Origin of the sequence: Pseudomonas putida (genome assembly GCA_041071465.1) — a bacterium.
Classification (GTDB): Bacteria; Pseudomonadota; Gammaproteobacteria; order Pseudomonadales; family Pseudomonadaceae; genus Aquipseudomonas; species Aquipseudomonas putida_P.
On the sequence record CP163498.1, the window covers coordinates 6,133,905 to 6,153,224 of the forward strand.

Below are 19,320 nucleotides of genomic sequence, written 5' to 3' on the forward strand. Positions count from 1 at the left end.
CCGGCCAGCACCTTTCCACCAGCCCAAGCCATCCTATGCCGAACAAAACCACACCCAGCAGCGCCCCGCTCGACACCACCACCCCCTACGACGTCACCGAACAGGTCGGCCACCTGCTGCGCAAGGCCTATCAGCGGCACACGGCGATTTTCCAGCAGCAGGCCTGCGACCCGCAGCTTACCTCGATTCAGTTCGTCACCCTGTGCGCCCTGCGCGACCACGGCCCCAGCTCCCAGGCCGAGTTGATCAAAGCCACCGCTGTGGACCAGGCCACCATCCGCGGCATCGTCGAGCGCCTCAAGGCACGCGAACTGGTGCAGCTTTCGCCCGACCCGGGCGACCGGCGCAAGGTCATCGTCGAACTCACCGCCAGCGGTGCGGCATTGCTCGATGCAATGATCCCCTGCGCCCGGCAGATCAGCGAACTGAGCATGGGCAGCCTCAATGCCGGTGAGCGCGTGGCCATTTTGTACCTGCTGCGCAAGATGATCGACAGCGACGACAGCGCGGGTTGACCGGTTGTGCAAGCGGCCTTTCGCGACACAAGGCCGCTTGCACAGGCCTCCCTGCACCCCGAAACAAGGCTGCACCCTCCCTCTGAATTCATCCCTGGCCTGCTTCTTGCTCACTCACTTCATGTAGTGAGTACTTACCGAAACTCACGCACCATTTGAGTCCTTTGGTAGCGCAAGCAACCTCCAGAGATGAGCCAACAATGCAAACAACCATCTCCCTGCGGATCAACGGCCAGCCGGTCGACGTCAGCGCCATGCCCGACACCCCGCTGCTGCTGATCCTGCGCAACGACCTGTGCCTGAATGGCCCCAAGTACGGCTGCGGCCTGGGCGAATGCGGGGCGTGCACGGTGATCATCGACGGCGTGGCCGCACGCTCGTGCGTCATCCCCCTGGCCGGCGCTGCAGGCCGCGACATCACCACCCTCGAAGGGCTGGGCAACAAGGCTGCGCCACACCCCGTGCAACAGGCGTTCATCGACGAACAGGCGGCCCAGTGCGGCTACTGCATGAACGGCATGATCATGACCGCCAAGGCCCTGCTCGACCGCATTCCCGACCCCACCGACGAACAGATTCGCAACGAGCTGTCCGGCAACCTGTGCCGCTGCGGTACCCACGTCGAAATCCTGCGCGCCGTGCGCCGCGCCGCCGAGACCCGGAGAAAAGCATGAACCACTCTCAACAGGTGCCCAGCCGCGACCAGTTGCTGGCCAAGACCGGCGTACTGCTGATCGTCGACCACATCACCCCGCCCTCGGGCCCCGTGGCCAAGGGCGTGACACCTGTGGCCAAGGAGCGCGAGCTGGCGTTGTTCATCGCCGTCAGCGACGACGGCATGGTCTACGCCTTCAACGGCCACGTCGACCTGGGCACCGGCATCCGCACCTCGCTGGCGCAGATCGTCGCCGAAGAGCTTGACCTGCGTATGGACCAGGTGCACATGGTGCTGGGCGACACCGAGCGGGCACCGAACCAGGGCGCGACCATCGCCAGCGCCACCCTGCAGATTTCCGCCGTGCCCCTGCGCAAGGCCGCCGCGACGGCGCGGCGCCATCTGCTGCAACAGGCCGCGCAACGGTTTGGCTGCACGCCCGAAGCGCTGCGCATTGAAGACGGCGTAGTTATCGGCAGCAACGGCGGCACGCTGAGCTTTGCCGAACTGGTGCAGGGTGAAAATCATCAATTGTTTATTGCCGACGATGCCCCGCTCAAAGCCATCGAGGACTACCGCCTGGTCGGGCGCAGCGCGGCACGGGTAGATATCCCCGGCAAGGCCACCGGCGAGCTGACCTATGTGCACGACATGCGGCTGCCCGGCATGCTTCACGGCCGGGTGATCCGCCCGCCCTACGCCGGCCACGACAGCGGCGACTTCGTCGGCAACAGCCTGCTGGCGGTGGATGAGTCCTCCATCGCCCACATACCTGGCGTGGTGGCCGTGGTGGTCATCCGCGATTTCGTCGGCGTGGTGGCCGAGCGCGAAGAGCAAGCGATCCGTGCAGCCCATGAGCTGAAAATCAGCTGGAAGCCATTCACAGGCAAGCTGCCTGACCTAAGCGATATCGCCCAGGCCATCCGCGATAACCCACGCGTGCAGCGCACGGTGCTGGACCAGGGCGATGTGGACGGTGGCCTCGCCAACGCCAGCCAGCGCCTGAGCCGCAGCTACCTGTGGCCCTACCAGTTGCATGCCTCGATCGGCCCGTCGTGCGCGCTGGCCGACTTCACCGAGGGGCCGATCCGCGTGTGGTCCGGCACGCAAAACCCGCACCTGCTGCGCGCCGACCTGGCCTGGTTGCTGGCGTGCGACGAAGCGCGCATCGAGATCATCCGCATGGAGGCCGCCGGCTGCTATGGCCGCAATTGCGCCGATGACGTGTGTGCCGATGCGGTGCTGCTGTCGCGTGCGGTGCAGCGCCCAGTGCGAGTGCAGCTGACCCGTGAACAGGAACACGTTTGGGAGCCCAAGGGCACCGCGCAACTGATGGAGATCGACGGCGGCCTTAACGCCGACGGCAGCGTGGCCGCCTACGACTTCCAGACCAGCTACCCGTCCAATGGCGCACCTACCCTGGCCCTGTTGCTGACCGGCGCCGTGGAGCCGGTGCCGGCACTGTTCGAAATGGGCGACCGCACCTCGATCCCGCCTTATGACTACGAACACATGCGCGTCACCATCAACGACATGACGCCACTGGTGCGCGCTTCGTGGATGCGCGGCGTGTCGGCCATGCCCAACAGCTTCGCCCACGAATCGTACATCGACGAGTTGGCCTTCGCCGCAGCCGTCGACCCGGTCGAATACCGCCTCAAGCACTTGTCCGATCCGCGCGCCATCGACCTGGTCAAGGCCACCGCCGAACGTGCTCAATGGCAGCCGCATACCCAGCCCAGGCAGGCGCAGGCCGACGGTGACGTACTGTGCGGCAGAGGTTTTGCCTATGCCCGCTACATCCACAGCAAGTTCCCCGGCTTCGGCGCAGCCTGGGCGGCATGGGTGGCGGATGTCGCGGTAGACCGGCGCACCGGTGAAGTCGCCGTCACCCGTGTAGTGATCGGTCACGATGCCGGGATGATGGTCAACCCCGAGGGCGTGCGTCACCAGATCCACGGCAACGTCATCCAGTCCACCAGCCGGGTGCTCAAGGAGCAGGTCAGCTTCGAGGAGTCGACGGTGGCAAGCAAGGAATGGGGTGGCTACCCGATCCTGACCTTCCCCGAGTTGCCAGCTATCGACGTGATGATGCTACCCCGCCAGCACGAGCCGCCAATGGGCAGTGGCGAGTCGGCCTCGGTACCCAGCGCGGCGGCCATCGCCAATGCCATTTTCGACGCCACCGGCATTCGTTTTCGCGAACTGCCGATCACGGCCGAGCGGGTGCGTGCCGCCCTCGGCGGTGAAGGCCAGGGGCCTGATGCGCCCGCGCCAGCGCAGCCGACGACCAAACGCTCCAAATGGTGGATCGGCTCGCTCGCCGGGGTGTTCGGTGCCGCCTTGGGCATGCTTGCCACCGCCCTGCCCTGGCGTGCCGAAATCGCCCCGGTAACCCCGCCTGGCGCCGGCAGCTGGAGCGCCGCGATGCTCGAACGCGGGCGCCAGGTGGCAGCGGCCGGCGACTGCGCCGTGTGCCATACGGTCAGCGGCGGCAAGGTGAATACCGGTGGGCTGGCAATGGACACGCCCTTCGGTACGCTGTACAGCACCAACATCACCCCCGACCCGGAAACCGGCATCGGCCGCTGGTCATTCGCCGCCTTCGAGCGGGCCATGCGCGAGGGTATCAGCCGCGATGGCCGGCACCTGTACCCGGCCTTTCCCTACACCTCGTTTCGCAACATCAACGACGCCGACATGCAAGCGCTGTACGCCTACCTGATGTCGCAAACGCCGGTACGCCAGGCAGCGCCGGCCAACCAGATGCGCTTCCCGTTCAACCAGAGGCCACTGATGGCCGGCTGGAACGCGCTGTTTCTGCAACGCGGTGAATACCAGCCCGACCCGCAACGCAGCGAACAGTGGAACCGTGGTGCCTACCTGGTCGACGGCTTGGGGCACTGCACGGCCTGCCACTCGCCGCGCAACCTGATGGGTGCCGAAAAAGCCGGCAGCAGCTACCTCGCCGGCGGCATGGTCGATGGCTGGGAAGCCCCGGCCCTGAACGCCCTGGGCAAGTCAGCGACGCCGTGGAGCGAAGATGAACTGTTCAGCTACCTGAGCACCGGCTTTTCGGAAAAGCACGGCGTGGCGGCCGGCCCCATGGGGCCGGTGGTCAGCGAACTGGCCACCCTGCCCAAAAGCGATGTGCGGGCCATTGCCCATTACCTCAGCTCACTCGATGGTGAGCCACAGGCACAGGTGGCCAAGGCCGCGCCTCAGGCGGACACGCAAGTGTCGTTGAGCAACGGCGAGCGGGTTTTCAAAGGCGCATGCATGGCCTGCCACAGCGATGGGTTGGGGCCAAAACTGTTTGGTGTCAGCCCGTCGATGGCGGTCAACAGCAACGTCCACAGCGACCTGCCGGACAACCTGCTGCGCGTGGTGCTGCACGGCATTGCGACCCCGGCAACCCCCGACCTGGGCTACATGCCCGGCTTCAAGGACAGCCTGTCGGACCGTCAGGTAGCCGACCTGGCGGCCTACCTGCGCCAGCGTTTTGCCGCCGACAAGCCCGCCTGGCAAGGGCTGGCGGCCAAGGCCGCGCAAATACGCGCCAACCCCGGCAGCCACTGAGGTTCAGCGGCGCAGGCCACGCAAGGCAAGGTCGCTGATAAAGGCAAGCCAGTCGGCCTTGGCCTGCTTGTCGGCCAGGTCCACGGCCAGGAACGAGCTGAGAGTATGGCGGTTGGAGTTATAGAAGTAGCACAGCGAGGCAATCATCAGGTAGGCGTGGGTGATGTCGATGTCGTCCCGGAACAGGCCCTTGGCCTGGCCGGCCTCGATGATCGGCCGCAGCACGCCGACCGCCTCGCCGGACAGCGCCCTGAGGTTTTGCGACTTGCGCGCGTGCTGGCCCTGGTGAAGGTTTTCGGTGGCAAGGATGGTGACGAACTCGGGGTGGCGCACGTAGTAGTCCCAAATGAACGCCACCAGCTCGCGCAGGGCTTGTTCCGGGTCGGCGAGGTCCAGGCGCAGCTTGGCTTCGGCCTGGTTGAAGCTGGCGTAGATGTGCTCCAGCACGCTGATGAACAGCTTTTCCTTGCTGCCGAAGTAGTAATAGATCATCCGGTCGTTGGACTTGGCCAGCGTGGAGATCTGCTCGATGCGCCCACCGGTGAAGCCTTCCTTGCTGAAGACCTTCACGGCAGCCTTGAGAATGTTGTCCCGGGTGCGGTCGGCCTGCTGGGCGCGAACACCGGTTTTGCGAGTTTGCATGTCGGTCCCTGTGGGGCTGGCCAGATACCCAACACTGCCACAGACGTTGGGCCATTGCGCGCCTTTTTCGGCTGGGCTGACACGATACGAGCGAGGTAGCGGAACATGCAGCATCTCGACCTGCAGGTGATCGACAAAGCCCTGCAATGGGCCCGTGCCGGCGATACGGTGTGGCTGTGCACGGTGCTGTCCACCTATGGCTCGGCCCCCCGCTCGCCCGGCGCGATGCTGGCCTGCCGCAGCGCGCATGAGTGGGTCGGTTCTTTGTCCGGCGGCTGCGTGGAAGAGGAGTTCCTCGCCAGCCTGGCGCACGGTGCATTCACCCAGCCGGCACAGGTAATGCGCTATGGCGACGGGCACGAGCAGAGCCGGCGCTTGCGCCTGCCCTGCGGCGGCGTGCTGGTGGTGCTGGTAGAGCGGCGGCAGGCGGATGGCGCGTGGCTGGAGCATCTGCAGGCCCTTCGCGGGGCGCTGCTGGGCCAGCAACGGGTGACGCGCAAGGTCTGTCTGCCGGCGGGTAGTGTCAGCCTGCATTGTGACAATAGCGTTGCCGTGCGCATGGACGACGGCGCCGTGCACATCGGTATCGGCCCCGCTTTGCGGCTGGTGCTGGCCGGGCTGTCGCCGGTCGCCGAGGCCTGTGCCGATATCGCTCGCACGCTGGGCTGCGAGGTCATTGCCTGCGACCCGCGCGAGGAGATGGCGAGTGTCGAGATAGAAGGCGTACAGATGCACCGGGTACTGCCTTCGCTGTTCATCGCGGCGGGTGGTTGCCATGCCGCTACGGCCGTGGTGGCGTTGACTCACGATCCGAAAATCGATGACCTGGCCTTGATGGAGGCGGTGCATACGCCGGCGTTCTACATCGGCGCCATGGGCTCGGCAGCCACATCAGCCCGCCGCGCCGAGCGGTTGCAGCGGATTGGCGGCTTGACGAACGAACAGATCGAACGGCTGCACATGCCTATCGGGCTGGACCTGGGCAGCAAGTCGCCAGCGGAGATTGCGCTGGCGGTGATGGCGGATGTGCTGCGGGTATACCGGGGCAAGGCGCGAAATGCGTTGTAACGCCTGGCACCACGACCCCCTGCCATTCAGGCAGCCTGCACCTGCAACCCCAACAATTGACGGGCGCGTTTCAGGTCATCCTGCAGATCATGGTTCCACAACCAATCGAACCGCTCGCCCAGCACCTTGCCGAGCAACTGCGGATCGTCCAGCACGGCAGGGTCACGGAACTCATACAGCTCACCCGCTTCCCATGAGGTGCGCTGCACCCGGCAAGCACGCGGTCGCCGTACCGCGTCATACGCCTCAAGCACTGCCTGCACAGGGCTGCCGAGCACATTCGGGTCGGCCAGCAACCGTGCCAGCAACCAGGCATCCTCCAACCCCTGGCCGGCCCCCGCGCCCTGATGCGGCAGCATGGCGTGAGCAGCATCACCAATCAGCCCCACTCGGCCGTGGGTATACCCCGGCAGTTCAGCAAGATCATGCAGTGCCCACAGGGAAGGTGTGGCGATGCACTCCAGCAGTACCTGCACCGCATCACCCCAGCCCTCGAACGCTTTGAGCATTTCGGCCTGGCTTGCCTGACGCACCCAAGGCGCATCGCTTGGCCAGGCTGGATTCGGCTGGCTGCGGTCCGACACGAACGCCACCACATTGATCAACCGCCCCTGTTTGACCGGGAAGGTCAGGATATGGCCGTCGAGCCCCAGGTACATCTGCGGCACATCGACCAGATGCTCACCCACGCCGCGCGCCCAACAGGCTTCACGTAACTGCGCGCTGTCGATCAGCCCACGGTAGGCGCATGTGCCACTGAAACGCGGCGCCACCCGCGCAACACCCAGGCCGTCGAGCACGTGGTCACGGATGGATGACTTGATGCCGTCGGCACCAATCAACACGTCGCAGTGATGCTCCGTGCCATCGGTAAAGCACACCCGCACACGCTCCCCCACCTGCTCGACCTGCTGCGCACGCTTGCCGAACTGGGCGATGCCCGGCGGCAACTGGCTGGCCAGCGCATCGAGAAAATCAGCCCGGTGTACCGACGACTGCCCAACCCCTTCTGCCACACTGCTGCCCAGGTATTGCGCGTCACGCCCATCACGCCATTCGAACCACACATCTTGCCAAGGTGCCGGCGTGCTGTCGGCGATCCTGGCATAGGGCTCGGCAATGCCCAATCCGGCAATGGCACGCACCGCATTGGCACCAAAAGAGACGCCTGCGCCTACTTCACCAAAGGCCGCAGCCGATTCGAACAGTTGGACGTTCAAGTGCGCATGGCGGCAAAGATCGAGCGCAAGTGCGACACCTGCGATACCACCGCCAACTATGGAAACTTCAAGTGCAGTAGCCTGTTGCATTGCAAGGTACCTCGGGGCTGATTGTTATTGGAGTGAGCCGATCATTACTGCTGGCAGACCATTGATAAATATCGCCAAACCCATAAACGCCATCACCTACCTGAATATTCCTCAGCCGGTAACTCGCTGAACGCCCCGGCTTCGCGTTGCCACAACCTGACGCCGGATAAACAGCAGAATGGCGACGGCGCCAATGGCGCCCGGTATGGCAAACGCCAGGAAACTGCTTTGATAAGGCAGGTTCGCGCTGTGCAGCACCCCGCCCAGTACCGGCCCGACGATTGCCCCCAGCCGCCCTATACCCATTGCCCACCCAAGTCCGGTGGAACGGATGTGTGGCGGGTAGTACTGCACCGCGCAGGCATTGGCCAAAATCTGCGTGCCAATGGTAGAAGCGCCAGCCACGGCGATGAGCAGGTACAGCACCGCCACGGGCGCCTTTAGCGCAAGCAGGCTGAGCGACAGCGCACCGCAGGCGAAGAAGCACAGCAACACGTTGGCGATACCCACACGGTCACCCAGCCAGCCACCCGCAATCGCCCCAACGATCGCACCCGAGTTGAGCACCAGTAAAAATGCCAGGCTTGAGTTCAGCCCATAGCCCGCACTGCTCATCAACTTTGGCAGCCACGAACTCAATGCATAAACCATCAACAGGCAACAGAAGAATGCCGCCCACAACGTCAGCGTGTTTACCACCCGCCCTTCACTGAAAACCTCCCGAATCGACACTTTCCCAGCCCGCGTAGCGACCAAGCTGAGTTGGTCATCGTGCTCCGGCAAATAGTCTGATGTGGCCTGGGCCAGCAAAACCTTGGCGCGTTCGGCCTGACCGCTGCGCAACAGAAAGTCCATGGACTCGGGCAATTGATGGATCAGCAACGGCAGCAGCAACAGCGGTATCACAGCCACATAGAACACCGCCTGCCAGCCCCACTGGGGAATGAACAGCATGCCCAGCCCAGCCGACAGCATGCCGCCCAGCGAATAGCCACTGAACATGATCGCCACCAAGGTGCTGCGCATCTTGCCGGGTGCGTACTCGTTCATCAGCGCAACCACATTGGGCATGACACCGCCGATCCCCAGCCCGGCAACAAAGCGGCACAGCGCGAAGGTTTCGGGTGAAGTGGCCAGCCCATTCAAGGCCGTGACGCCACTGAACAGCAAGACACAGGTCATGATGGTTTTGCGCCGCCCGATCCGGTCCGACAGCGAACCGAAGAACAGCGCCCCCGCCATCATCCCGACCAGCGCGCAACTGCCCAGTACCCCCGCCTGTACCGCGCTCAGGCCCCATTCGGCCATCAGCGATGGCAGTACCACGCCATAGATGACCAAGTCATAGCCGTCGAAGATGATGATCAGCGCGCACCAGAACAGTAAACGCGCGTGAAAGGCATTGAACCGGGCCCGTTCCAGCAGGGCCGCTGCATTGATATTTCGCATGGCATCGCTCTTGTAGTTGTTATGGATGGGGCATGCCCCCAAATTGGCTAGCGCGATCCATCATGACCAAGGCGCGACACGGCTGATATGCAGCCACTCGAATAGTGGCTATTTCGGGTATGAATACTGTTTATGCATACCCAGTGAGTCTCGTTTCCGGTAGCGTTGCATTCGGACGCAGATAAACCCTGAAAACAATACCCATCGCGTCTCGACCAATACCTGAGAGGTATCATGGATTTACGCGATCTAGACCTGAACCTGCTGCTGGTTTTCAACCAGCTACTGATCGACCGCAAAGTTTCGACCGCCGCCGAAAACCTGAGCCTGACCCAACCGGCGATGAGCAATGCCCTGAAGCGCCTGCGCACTGTGCTGCAGGACGAGTTGTTCGTGCGCACCTACCAGGGCATGGAGCCCACTCCTTACGCCCTGCAGTTGGCGGAGCCGATTACCACAGCCATCCAAACGCTACGCGACGCATTCAGCCGGCAGGACACTTTCGACCCGGCCACCAGCAATCGCCGCTTCACCATGGCCATGACCGACATTGGCGAGATCTACTTCATGCCCAAGCTGATGGACGCGTTTGCCGCACTGGCGCCCGGCTGCACCATCAGCACATTGCGCAACTCGGCTGACACCCTGGCCGAAGGGCTGCAGAACGGCACTATTGAGCTGGCGGTTGGCCTGTTACCGCATCTGCAGGCGGGGTTCTTTCAACGGCGGCTGTTTCACCATCGCTATGTGTGCCTGTGCCGTAAAGGGCACCCCGCTACGCAGCAGCCCCTGACCGTGGAGAACTTCATGAGCTTCGAGCATGTGAGTGTGGTGGCGGCCAATACCGGGCATGGCGAGGTCGACACGTATTACGCGCGGGCTGGGGTGGTGCGCAACATTCGCCTGGAAGTGCCGCACTTCGTGGCGGTGGGGCACATCCTGCAGCACAGTGATTTGTTGGCAACGGTGCCAGAGCGGTTTGCCGCCAGTTGCGAGGCACCGTTCGGGTTGAGCGTTATGCCACCCCCGGTGGCATTGCCGAACATCGAAATCAACCTGTTCTGGCATGGGCGGTACAACAAGGACCCGGCCAACCGCTGGCTTCGACAATTGATGTTCGACTTGTTCTCGGATGCATGGTCTTGCGCCAATCGTCATGCACCTTGGGGCTGCGGCGCAGCCTCAACCGCGAACGCTCAGTAAACAGCCTTTCTACGCACACCTCTAACCCCGCCCCCCAGGCAGGTAACCGCAAAAGCAATCACCAACGCCCCCGTCCCCAGCAAGAAGATCAGTTGTTGATTGGACCCTTCCACCAACAAGGCAATCAGCGCAGGCGTCACGGCCGCCGCGCCCATCAAGGTAATGCTGACCAGCGGCGTAAGCTTGCCGGTCGGGTCGTTGGTGGTAATCAGCGCCATGTAGTACGACAACGACAGCACCCAGCCAAAGTTGATCAGCAACAGCGCCACGAACAACTGCATCGGCGTGCGGGTATGGCCGGTGAGCATGGCAATGGAAATGAACACTGCCACCAAGCCTACGGCAATCATCAACTGCCGGTTTACCCGCGCGCCCAGCAAACTCGGCAGCCCTGCCCCAGGCAGGCCGCCAATGGCAGACAGGCCGAATGCCCAGCCAATGTCGACACCTTCGATACCCTGGTCTCGCGCCAGCTGGTCGATGAAGCCCCACACGCAATAGATGGCGATCTGCATGAACAGCATGCCCACCAGTGCAGTGCGTCCCGCACGCGCCGAACCACCCTGGGCGGGCGAACCTTCGTCATTGGCCAACGAAACTGCCGGGCGACGCGGCAGCACCAGGCTGGCGCCGCAGATCAACAGGTACCACAGGCCAAACGCGCACAAGGCGGTTACCGTTCCACTCTGCGCGGCAAGCAATGGCAGCGCTGCGGAAAACAGCGAGTACTCCGGCGTTTGCAGTAACAGCATCAGGCCGAACGAACGGTCCTGATTGGGTAGGCGGCCCAACGTGGACACCGCATAGGCATACACCAGCCCCGCGCAGGTGCCGGCCGCCAGGCGCACGCCCAGCAACATCGCGTTGCTGCTGGTAAAAGCCGTGGCGATGCTAAGCGCCACGCACAGCCCACCTACGAACAGACACAAGCCGCGCCCGCCGTGGCGCTTCATCAACAGTGGGCACAGCAAGGTGCCCAGGGTCATGCCAATCATCTCGACCGACACCACCCAACCTTGCTGGTCGAGTGACAGGCTGAGCTGTTCGGTGACCAACCCCATGAAGATGGGTTGCACACCACAAACAATGAAGGAGGTACAGGCAATGAAAATCAGCGCGGCACGCAGCAGCTTGGAATCATGGGTCATGGGGACTCCGACACGGCATTTGTTTTTATTGTGTGTGGCGACCGGCCCTGAAAGGCGCCGTAGCTGGCGGCGGGCGGGTCCCGTGGGCAATCCTGGGCCGAGAGCGAAGGCTTGGAAAGTTAATTATCGAAATCGACTTCAGTGGGCTTTTTAATGCAGGCTGACGCGCCCTGCCTGCATCCAGAAATGCACTGCATAGGATCCTGATAATTAATTGGAGACATACCCGCATCCGCCCTACCGTGGTACGTCACCCAAGCCTCAGTAAAAAAGGCCCGTTCATGAACGACCGTGAGTTCATCAATGCCATCGACGCCGATGGCCTGCCCCTGCACATCGCCGTAAGCAACGGCCGCATCAGCCACATCGGCCCGCAACGCGCCAGCACAGCCGCCCGCGAGACCATCGACCTTGAAGGCCTGCTGGCGCTCCCCGGCTTCGTCGACGGCCACATCCACTTGGACAAAAGCTTCGTCGGCGACCGCTGGCGCCCACACCAACCCGTCGCCAGCCTGCGTGAGCGCCTGGCCGTGGAAAAACGCGAACTTGCCAGCGCCCCACCGATCCTCGAGCGCGCCGACGCGCTGATGCGCCAGGCCGCCTCTTACGGCACCGTGGCCATGCGCTGCCATGTGGACGTGGACGCCACCACCGGCCTGACCAACTTGCGCGCCATGCTCGAAGCCCGGGACACCTGGAAAGACCTGATAGACATCGAACTTGTGGCCTTCCCCCAGGCCGGTGTGGTGACCTGCCCCGGCACTGCCGACGTGATGGAAGCGGCTATACGCGAAGGTGTGCAGGTCGTCGGCGGTATCGACCCAACCACCCTGGATGGCGACGCCGAAGCGCAGCTGGACATCGTGTTCGGCATTGCCGACCGGCACGGCGTGAAGGTCGATATCCACCTGCATGAACCCGGCGACATCTGCATCGCCCAGCTTGAACGCATCGCCGCGCGCACCACCGCCTTGGGCATGCAAGGCTTGGTGGCAGTCAGCCACGCCTATGGCCTGGGCGATGTATCCGACGCGGTGGTCGACCGCACGGCCGAGCTGCTGGCCGGCGCCGGCGTATCGATCATGACCAACGCACCCGGCGAACACGCCTTCCCGCCTGTGCTACGCCTGCGTGCAGGCGGTGTGCGGGTGTTCACCGGTAACGACAATATCCAGGATGCCTGGTGGCCGTATGGCAATGGCGACATGCTGCAACGGGCGATGCTGATCAGCTATCGCTCGGGCTTCAACACCGACGAAGAATTGCGGGTTGCGTTGGAAATGGCCACTGAGGCCAGCGCCGGAGTGATGGGCAAACAAGACTACGGTTTGAAGGTCGGCAACGAGGCCAGTTTCGTGCTGTTCAAGGCGCCGAATGCGGCGGCGGCGGTGGCGGCAGCCCTCCATGAACGCGTGATCGTGCGCCACGGCACATTCTGGGGCGGGCCTGCGCAATTGCGGTTGAAGGCTACGCAGTTTGCCAACGAGCTGCGCCGTTGAGGTCAGCGCTGGCTTGCCGGTGATGGGCTGCCTGGCAGCCCTCATCGCCCCAGCTGGTTTCCAGCCCCGTGCTTACTCTGCCTCAGCCCGCAAAATCCCAATCAGAATCTCAGCCAGCTCCATCACCATCGGGTCCGCCGTAGGCCGATGGAAAATTGCCGCCTCAAACACTTTGATCGGCTTGAACCCCTCTTGCGCCCCCAAAACTCGATGCCTGGCCGTCACCACGCGCGAAGGCAACAGACTCACCCCCAGGCCATTGGCCACCGCCTCCTGAATCCCTGCCAGGCTCGAACTGGTAAAGGCGATCCGCCAACTGCGCCCCATCGCCTCGACCGCACCGATCATGTCATCCCGGTACAGCCCCCGCGGCGGAAAGGTCACCAGCGGAATCGGATCCTGGGCAAAACACGGGTACTGCGCACTGTCGATCCACTCGATGCACTCCGGCTGGCAGGCATTGGCCTCCCGGCTATGCCGCCGCTGCTTGATCAGCACCAGGTCCAGTTCGCCACGGTCGTAGGTGCTCATCAAATCCCGGCTCAGGCCACCGGTGATCTCCAGCTTCACTGTCGGGTTACGCCGATTGAACGCTGCCAACGCCTGCATCGTCTTGCCCGCGACAAAATCGTCCGGCAGGCCGATACGCACGGTAACCGTCACCCCGCCTGACATGGCTTCGGTCAACTGGCTGCTCACTGCCAGCAGGTGCCGTGCGAAACCCAGCAATGTTTCCCCGGCATCGGTCGGGTGCACCTCGCGGTTGCTGCGGTCGAGCAACTGGTGGCCGACCATTTCCTCCAACCGGCGCACCTTCTGGCTGACCGTCGATTGGGTGGAGTGCAGGCGTGCAGCGGCGGCGGTGAAACTGCCGCAGTCGGCCACCATGACCACGGTGCGGAGCATGTCCAGGTCGTAGATGGCTCGGTTGGGGTTGGTGGATTCTGGCATTGGGCGGGTTCAGCTTTCTGAATGGGGCTGGGTACATGATGCCTGAACCTGGGGTGCATGACGCATTGCCTGCGTGCGGGGCATGCTTTGTGCGCGCGCATGAACGGGGTATCAGGGAGCGAGGGTTTTCTCGAAGTAAACCCGATTGAAACCGTCCTCTGTACGTTTCCCCACCTCTACGTAGCCGAGCTTGGGGTAAATCGACAGGTTCTCGGTCATCATCTCGTTGGTGTAGAGATGGACGGTGCTTATCCCCAATCGCCGGGCGGCATTTTCGCAGAAGCCGATCAGCGCCTTTCCTACACCACGCCCGGCTGCACGGGGCAGGACCGCCACGTTTTCCAGCAGCAAATGCCCTTCTTCGGCATAGAAGACAATGAAGCCTTGAAAGGTCGCCTGGTCATCCGTCGCTACGTAGACCACCCCTTGCGCGATCTGCCTGGCGAAATGTGCGGTCATCGGGGCTGGCTTGCGTCCGATGAGTGGCACATAGCGAGCATAGGCCTGCTCGGCGCACTTTCTGATCTCGGGCTCATCGGTTGCTACGGCCAGCCGGATCATGGGGTCTCCTTTGGTTGATGGGGTTCTGATGCCCACTGCAGCTGCTCGCACATCGCACAACGGTTCGATAATCGCACAAATTCAGCCAAACCCCCTCTACTGTTGCCCTATCTTGCGGCACGCTATACCGAAAGTCAGCAAACACTTTCAAGCGCTGACAGGCCCCATCGCTTCACGCGCTCCGGCCAGCCCGACAACCACAACTCCAGGAACAACCAGGAGCTCGCCTTGATCAATAAAACGTACGAGTCCATCGCCAGCGCGGTGGAAGGAATCACCGACGGTTCGACCATCATGGTCGGTGGCTTCGGCACTGCCGGCATGCCGTCCGAGCTGATCGATGGCCTGATCGCAACCGGTGCCCGCGACCTGACCATCATCAGCAACAACGCCGGTAACGGCGAGATCGGCCTGGCCGCCTTGCTCATGGCAGGCAGCGTGCGCAAGGTGGTCTGCTCATTCCCGCGCCAATCCGACTCCTACGTGTTCGACGAACTGTACCGGGCCGGCAAGATCGAATTGGAAGTGGTGCCGCAAGGCAACCTGGCCGAGCGTATCCGCGCAGCCGGTTCGGGCATCGGTGCGTTCTTCTCGCCGACCGGCTACGGCACCCTGCTGGCCGAAGGCAAGGAAACCCGTGAAATCGACGGCCGCATGTACGTGCTGGAAATGCCATTGCACGCCGACTTCGCACTGATCAAGGCGCACAAGGGTGACCGTTGGGGCAACCTGACCTACCGCAAAGCCGCGCGCAACTTCGGGCCGATCATGGCCATGGCCGCCAAGACTGCCATCGCCCAGGTCGACCAGGTTGTCGAACTCGGTGAACTGGACCCGGAACACATCATCACTCCGGGTATCTTCGTCCAGCGCGTGGTCGCCGTCACCGGCGCTGCCGCTTCTTCGATTGCCAAAGCTGTCTGAGGCCTGCCATGACCATCACCAAAAAGCTCTCCCGCACCGAGATGGCCCAACGCGTGGCCGCAGACATTCAAGAAGGCGCGTACGTAAACCTGGGCATTGGCGCACCGACCCTGGTGGCCAACTACCTGGGCGACAAGGAAGTATTCCTGCACAGCGAGAACGGCCTGCTGGGCATGGGCCCAAGCCCAGCGCCGGGCGAGGAAGACGATGACCTGATCAACGCCGGCAAGCAGCACGTCACCCTGCTGACCGGCGGTGCATTCTTCCACCATGCCGACTCGTTCTCGATGATGCGTGGCGGCCACCTGGACATCGCCGTACTGGGCGCCTTCCAGGTGTCGGTCAAGGGCGACCTGGCCAACTGGCACACCGGTGCCGAAGGTTCGATCCCCGCCGTGGGCGGTGCGATGGACCTGGCCACCGGCGCCCGCCAGGTGTTCGTGATGATGGACCACCTGACCAAGACCGGCGAAAGCAAGCTGGTGCCCGCGTGCACCTACCCGCTGACCGGTATTGGTTGCGTCAGCCGCATTTACACCGACCTGGCCGTGCTGGAAGTAACGCCTGAAGGCCTGAAAGTGGTCGAGATTTGCGCGGACATCGACTTTGACGAGCTGCAGAAGCTGAGTGGTGTGCCGCTGATCAAGTGATGTTTTGATCGACGCAGACCTGTGTAGGAGCGGCCTTGTGTCGCGAAAGGGCTGCGAAGCAGCCCCGGCAGTTGTTGATGTAACGCTGAAATCCGGGGGGCTGCCTTGCAGCCCCCAAGACACCAGCAACACCCACTATCCCACCACCCCAGCCCGCAATCGCAGCAGGCTAGGCCTTGGGCTGCGCATTGGCCAAGGCGGTGATGGATGATGCCGAGCTGCGCATGTGCGCTGCGCTCAAAATTAGGCGTTGTTGCGCGGGGCACGTTGAAAACGGGTAACTGCGATTTGAACAACACCGGCCACTAGGCAAAGCACACCTATTTTCCAACCCCCTTCCAGGCCGAAGTGCTCCGCTATCTTCCCGGCGATGATCACGCTTACGAAAATGGCGGCGGGCAGGATCAGCTTGTTCATTTCGGCCTCCAGGTGCGAACGGCATAGATCGTGAGGGGCACAGCCTACGCAGCGCCGGCGTGCGAGAGATCTCTGGGCGCAAAGTCGAACCGCCCCACTCCACAGGCCCGTTCTTACAGGCCCCAAAAACGCAAAAAGCCCTGAATAATCAGGGCTTTGAATATGGCGGAAGCGTAGAGATTCGAACTCTAGGATAGTTGCCCATCGACGGTTTTCAAGACCGTTGCCTTAAACCACTCGGCCACGCTTCCAGCTCGTTTTGCGGCCGCCATCATACCGTAATGAAACACGCTGTCAAACTCTCTGTGTCGCGGGTTGCAGGAGCTCTGATAGACTCCTAGCATCTGAACGTTCGAAACCACAGGTTTACCAAGGAGTGTCGCCATGCGCGAACAGGATTACGCCGTACACCACGGCCAGCAGGTCGAGCAGCAGGAGATCAGCAAGGTCCTGCGCAACACGTACAGCCTGCTGGCGCTTACCCTCGCCTTCAGCGGTGTCATGGCTTTCGTTGCCCAGCAGATGCGTGTCGGCTACCCGAACGTGTTCGTGGTGCTGATCGGCTTCTACGGGCTGTTCTTCCTTACCAATAAACTGCGTGATTCCGCCTGGGGCCTGGTGTCCACCTTCGCCCTCACCGGCTTCATGGGCTTCATTCTCGGCCCAATCCTCAACCGTTACCTGGGCATGGCCGGTGGCGCTGAAGTGGTCAGCTCGGCATTCGCCATGACTGCGCTGGTATTTGGTGGTCTGTCGGCCTATGTGCTGATTACCCGCAAGGACATGAGCTTCCTCAGCGGCTTCATCACTGCTGGCTTCTTTGTTCTGCTGGGCGCTGTCGTGGCCAGCTTCTTCTTCCAGATCAGCGGCCTGCAGCTGGCGATCAGCGCTGGTTTCGTGCTGTTCTCGTCGGTGTGCATCCTGTTCCAGACCAGCGCGATCATTCATGGTGGCGAGCGCAACTACATCATGGCGACCATCAGCTTGTATGTTTCGATCTACAACCTGTTCGTCAGCCTGCTGCAGCTGTTTGGCATCATGGGTCGTGATGACTGATTGACTGGTGTAAGAGAAAGCCCGCCTCGGCGGGCTTTTTTTGCACCCAGTGGATTGACTTAAAAGTCAGCTTATTGGATGCATACCCGCCGATCATGCCGCTATCGTGCTTTTCTCTACCGTAATCCTCCGTCACCCCGTAGAATGCGCTCCTTTTTCTTCCGGGGCAGCTTTCAGCAATGAGCTCACACGAACACAGCCCAGGCGCAGCGGCGCCTGCCAATGAACTGGTGCTTGGCCTTGAGGACAAGCCACGGCTGTTGATCGGCCTGCTGGCAGCCCTGCAGCACCTGCTGGCGATCATTGTGCCGATCGTCACCCCTGGCCTGCTGATCTGCCAGGCGCTGGGCGTTTCGGCGCGTGATACCAACCTGATCGTTTCCATGTCGCTGGTGATCTCCGGTATTGCCACCTTCGTCCAGTGCAAACGCTTCGGCCCATTTGGCGCCGGGCTGCTGATCGTTCAGGGCACCAGCTTCAATTTCGTAGGCCCGCTGATTGCCGGCGGCGCGCTAATGGTCAAGCAAGGCACGCCCGTTGAAGGGGTGATGGCGGCCATTTTTGGTGTGGTGATTGCGGGCTCGTTCGTCGAGATGGGGGTGTCGCGCATTCTGCCCTTCGTCAAACGCCTGATCACCCCGCTGGTGACGGGCATCGTCGTGCTGATGATCGGCCTGACCTTGATCAAGGTAGGCCTGATAAGCATGGGTGGCGGCTTTGGTGCCATGGCCAACGGCACCTTCGCCAATGGCGAAAACCTGCTGCTGTCGGGCGTGGTGCTGGCGATTATCGTGATCCTTAACCGCATTCCCGTGGTGTGGATGCGCAGTTGTGCCATCGTCATCGCCCTGGCGGTCGGCTACGCGCTGGCCGGCTACATGGGCCGCCTGGACTTCACCGGCATGCACGAGGCCGCGCTGTTCCAGGTGCCGACGCCGCTGCACTTCGGCCTGGGCTTTTCCTGGGCGCTGTTCATTCCGATGCTGGTGATTTACCTGGTCACTTCGCTGGAAGCCATTGGTGACGTGACCGCCACCAGCAAGGTGTCGCGCCAGCCGGTCGAAGGGCCGGTATGGATGCAGCGGATCAAGGGCGGTGTACTGGTCAACGGCGCCAACTCGCTGCTGGCCGGCTTGTTCAACACCTTCCCTAGTTCGATCTTTGCCCAGAACAACGGGGTAATTCAGCTGACCGGGATTGCCAGCCGCCATATCGGTATGTGGATTGCCGTGATGCTGGTGCTGCTGGGGCTGTTCCCAGCGTTGCCGGGGTGATCCAGGCGGTGCCAGAGCCGGTGCTGGGTGGCGCGGCCATGGTGATGTTCGGGGCGGTTGCGGCTTCGGGCATCAACATTCTGGCCAGCACCCGGCTGGATCGTCGCGCGCTGCTGATCATTGCCGTGTCGTTGGCACTGGGCCTGGGTGTGGCGCAGGTGCCGGAGTTCCTGGCGCACATGCCGGCGGCGATTCGCAATGTGCTGGAGTCGGGTGTGGCCACCGGGGGGATCTGTGCCCTGGTGCTGAACTGGTTCTTGCCGGAAAGCAAGGAACAGGCGTAAGTCTGGTGTCTACCTGTTAGGGCCATGGGGGGCTGCCATGCAGCCCATCGCGACACAAGGCCGCTCCTGCAAGGGATCGCACAGGCCTGGGGAATCAATAGAAGCCCGCGCCGCTTGCACAAGCGGGCGCGGGCT

General features: G+C 62.7%; 16 protein-coding genes, 1 tRNA gene and 1 pseudogene. 10 read left to right on the forward strand and 8 right to left on the reverse strand.

All coding sequences use genetic code 11. The features are described 5' to 3' along the window. The first annotated feature begins 35 nt into the window (after window positions 1-35). The 3 genes from AB5975_28160 to AB5975_28170 all read left to right on the forward strand — a co-directional run bounded on the left by AB5975_28160 (window position 36) and on the right by AB5975_28170 (window position 4,749). Window positions 36-515, forward strand: coding sequence for a MarR family winged helix-turn-helix transcriptional regulator (locus tag AB5975_28160; GenBank protein ID XDR20258.1), 480 nt, complete (start codon window positions 36-38; stop codon window positions 513-515). Window positions 516-715: 200 nt separating this feature from the next. Beyond that, complete coding sequence (locus tag AB5975_28165) at window positions 716-1,189, forward strand: (2Fe-2S)-binding protein (GenBank protein ID XDR20259.1); 474 nt, start codon at window positions 716-718, stop codon at window positions 1,187-1,189. Then, window positions 1,186-4,749 carry a molybdopterin-dependent oxidoreductase gene (locus AB5975_28170; GenBank protein XDR20260.1) on the forward strand — a complete coding sequence of 1,188 codons (3,564 nt, stop codon included), beginning with the start codon at window positions 1,186-1,188 and terminating at the stop codon, window positions 4,747-4,749. Before AB5975_28165 ends, AB5975_28170 begins: the two co-directional genes overlap by 4 nt. A 3-nt stretch (window positions 4,750-4,752) precedes the next feature. Here AB5975_28170 and AB5975_28175 read toward each other — a convergent pair whose 3' ends face one another. Beyond that, window positions 4,753-5,391: a TetR/AcrR family transcriptional regulator gene (locus AB5975_28175; GenBank protein XDR20261.1), complete on the reverse strand. Its 639-nt coding sequence runs from the start codon at window positions 5,389-5,391 to the stop codon at window positions 4,753-4,755. A gap of 105 nt (window positions 5,392-5,496) precedes the next feature. Between AB5975_28175 and AB5975_28180 the strand changes: the two genes are divergently transcribed. Next, window positions 5,497-6,459 (forward strand): XdhC family protein, encoded by a 963-nt coding sequence (locus AB5975_28180; protein XDR20262.1) that lies wholly within the window; start codon window positions 5,497-5,499, stop codon window positions 6,457-6,459. A 26-nt stretch (window positions 6,460-6,485) separates the two neighbouring features. Here AB5975_28180 and salA read toward each other — a convergent pair whose 3' ends face one another. After that, complete coding sequence (salA, locus tag AB5975_28185; protein XDR20263.1) at window positions 6,486-7,769, reverse strand: salicylate 1-monooxygenase; 1,284 nt, start codon at window positions 7,767-7,769, stop codon at window positions 6,486-6,488. A gap of 111 nt (window positions 7,770-7,880) precedes the next feature. Then, window positions 7,881-9,218: an MFS transporter gene (locus tag AB5975_28190; protein ID XDR20264.1), complete on the reverse strand. Its 1,338-nt coding sequence runs from the start codon at window positions 9,216-9,218 to the stop codon at window positions 7,881-7,883. Window positions 9,219-9,452: 234 nt separating this feature from the next. On the opposite strand from AB5975_28190, the gene AB5975_28195 reads away from it, so the two are divergent. After that, window positions 9,453-10,421 (forward strand): LysR family transcriptional regulator, encoded by a 969-nt coding sequence (locus AB5975_28195; protein ID XDR20265.1) that lies wholly within the window; start codon window positions 9,453-9,455, stop codon window positions 10,419-10,421. On the opposite strand, the gene AB5975_28200 is transcribed toward AB5975_28195, so the two are convergent. After that, window positions 10,415-11,569 carry an MFS transporter gene (locus AB5975_28200; protein XDR20266.1) on the reverse strand — a complete coding sequence of 385 codons (1,155 nt, stop codon included), beginning with the start codon at window positions 11,567-11,569 and terminating at the stop codon, window positions 10,415-10,417. The two genes, AB5975_28195 and AB5975_28200, sit on opposite strands and share 7 nt — an antisense overlap. A 281-nt stretch (window positions 11,570-11,850) precedes the next feature. Here AB5975_28200 and AB5975_28205 point away from each other — a divergent pair, with 281 nt between their 5' ends. Then, complete coding sequence (locus AB5975_28205; GenBank protein ID XDR20267.1) at window positions 11,851-13,068, forward strand: amidohydrolase family protein; 1,218 nt, start codon at window positions 11,851-11,853, stop codon at window positions 13,066-13,068. A gap of 72 nt (window positions 13,069-13,140) precedes the next feature. Here AB5975_28205 and AB5975_28210 read toward each other — a convergent pair whose 3' ends face one another. Together AB5975_28210 and AB5975_28215 are read right to left on the reverse strand one after the other, a co-directional pair. After that, window positions 13,141-14,019 carry a LysR substrate-binding domain-containing protein gene (locus tag AB5975_28210; GenBank protein XDR20268.1) on the reverse strand — a complete coding sequence of 293 codons (879 nt, stop codon included), beginning with the start codon at window positions 14,017-14,019 and terminating at the stop codon, window positions 13,141-13,143. Window positions 14,020-14,130: 111 nt separating this feature from the next. Beyond that, the gene (locus AB5975_28215; GenBank protein ID XDR20269.1) at window positions 14,131-14,580 is read right to left on the reverse strand and encodes a GNAT family N-acetyltransferase; all 450 of its coding nucleotides are present in this window, start codon (window positions 14,578-14,580) and stop codon (window positions 14,131-14,133) included. Window positions 14,581-14,808: 228 nt separating this feature from the next. Here AB5975_28215 and AB5975_28220 point away from each other — a divergent pair, with 228 nt between their 5' ends. Both AB5975_28220 and AB5975_28225 read left to right on the forward strand, forming a co-directional pair. Further along, window positions 14,809-15,504: a 3-oxoacid CoA-transferase subunit A gene (locus AB5975_28220; GenBank protein XDR20270.1), complete on the forward strand. Its 696-nt coding sequence runs from the start codon at window positions 14,809-14,811 to the stop codon at window positions 15,502-15,504. An 8-nt stretch (window positions 15,505-15,512) separates the two neighbouring features. Continuing rightward, on the forward strand, window positions 15,513-16,154 hold the full coding sequence (locus AB5975_28225) for a 3-oxoacid CoA-transferase subunit B (protein ID XDR20271.1): 642 nt from the start codon (window positions 15,513-15,515) through the stop codon (window positions 16,152-16,154). A gap of 243 nt (window positions 16,155-16,397) precedes the next feature. Here AB5975_28225 and AB5975_28230 read toward each other — a convergent pair whose 3' ends face one another. After that, window positions 16,398-16,571: a hypothetical protein gene (locus AB5975_28230; GenBank protein ID XDR20272.1), complete on the reverse strand. Its 174-nt coding sequence runs from the start codon at window positions 16,569-16,571 to the stop codon at window positions 16,398-16,400. Window positions 16,572-16,734: 163 nt separating this feature from the next. Then, window positions 16,735-16,822 (reverse strand) — tRNA-Ser (locus tag AB5975_28235). A gap of 133 nt (window positions 16,823-16,955) precedes the next feature. Here AB5975_28235 and AB5975_28240 point away from each other — a divergent pair. After that, complete coding sequence (locus AB5975_28240) at window positions 16,956-17,627, forward strand: Bax inhibitor-1/YccA family protein (GenBank protein ID XDR20273.1); 672 nt, start codon at window positions 16,956-16,958, stop codon at window positions 17,625-17,627. Window positions 17,628-17,806: 179 nt separating this feature from the next. After that, window positions 17,807-19,185 (forward strand): annotated as a pseudogene (locus tag AB5975_28245) (nucleobase:cation symporter-2 family protein). The last annotated feature ends 135 nt before the right edge of the window (window positions 19,186-19,320 follow it).

What these genes read in the sequence shown, in the direction of transcription:
- AB5975_28240 (XDR20273.1), top strand. Translation starts at nt 16,956, where the DNA reads ATGCGCGAACAGGATTACGCCGTACACCACGGCCAGCAGGTCGAGCAG.
- AB5975_28230 (XDR20272.1), bottom strand. Translation starts at nt 16,571, where the DNA reads ATGAACAAGCTGATCCTGCCCGCCGCCATTTTCGTAAGCGTGATCATC.
- AB5975_28210 (XDR20268.1), bottom strand. Translation starts at nt 14,019, where the DNA reads ATGCCAGAATCCACCAACCCCAACCGAGCCATCTACGACCTGGACATG.
- AB5975_28200 (XDR20266.1), bottom strand. Translation starts at nt 11,569, where the DNA reads ATGACCCATGATTCCAAGCTGCTGCGTGCCGCGCTGATTTTCATTGCC.
- AB5975_28215 (XDR20269.1), bottom strand. Translation starts at nt 14,580, where the DNA reads ATGATCCGGCTGGCCGTAGCAACCGATGAGCCCGAGATCAGAAAGTGC.
- AB5975_28190 (XDR20264.1), bottom strand. Translation starts at nt 9,218, where the DNA reads ATGCGAAATATCAATGCAGCGGCCCTGCTGGAACGGGCCCGGTTCAAT.
- AB5975_28160 (XDR20258.1), top strand. Translation starts at nt 36, where the DNA reads ATGCCGAACAAAACCACACCCAGCAGCGCCCCGCTCGACACCACCACC.
- AB5975_28195 (XDR20265.1), top strand. Translation starts at nt 9,453, where the DNA reads ATGGATTTACGCGATCTAGACCTGAACCTGCTGCTGGTTTTCAACCAG.
- AB5975_28225 (XDR20271.1), top strand. Translation starts at nt 15,513, where the DNA reads ATGACCATCACCAAAAAGCTCTCCCGCACCGAGATGGCCCAACGCGTG.
- AB5975_28170 (XDR20260.1), top strand. Translation starts at nt 1,186, where the DNA reads ATGAACCACTCTCAACAGGTGCCCAGCCGCGACCAGTTGCTGGCCAAG.
- AB5975_28165 (XDR20259.1), top strand. Translation starts at nt 716, where the DNA reads ATGCAAACAACCATCTCCCTGCGGATCAACGGCCAGCCGGTCGACGTC.
- salA (XDR20263.1), bottom strand. Translation starts at nt 7,769, where the DNA reads ATGCAACAGGCTACTGCACTTGAAGTTTCCATAGTTGGCGGTGGTATC.
- AB5975_28175 (XDR20261.1), bottom strand. Translation starts at nt 5,391, where the DNA reads ATGCAAACTCGCAAAACCGGTGTTCGCGCCCAGCAGGCCGACCGCACC.
- AB5975_28180 (XDR20262.1), top strand. Translation starts at nt 5,497, where the DNA reads ATGCAGCATCTCGACCTGCAGGTGATCGACAAAGCCCTGCAATGGGCC.
- AB5975_28205 (XDR20267.1), top strand. Translation starts at nt 11,851, where the DNA reads ATGAACGACCGTGAGTTCATCAATGCCATCGACGCCGATGGCCTGCCC.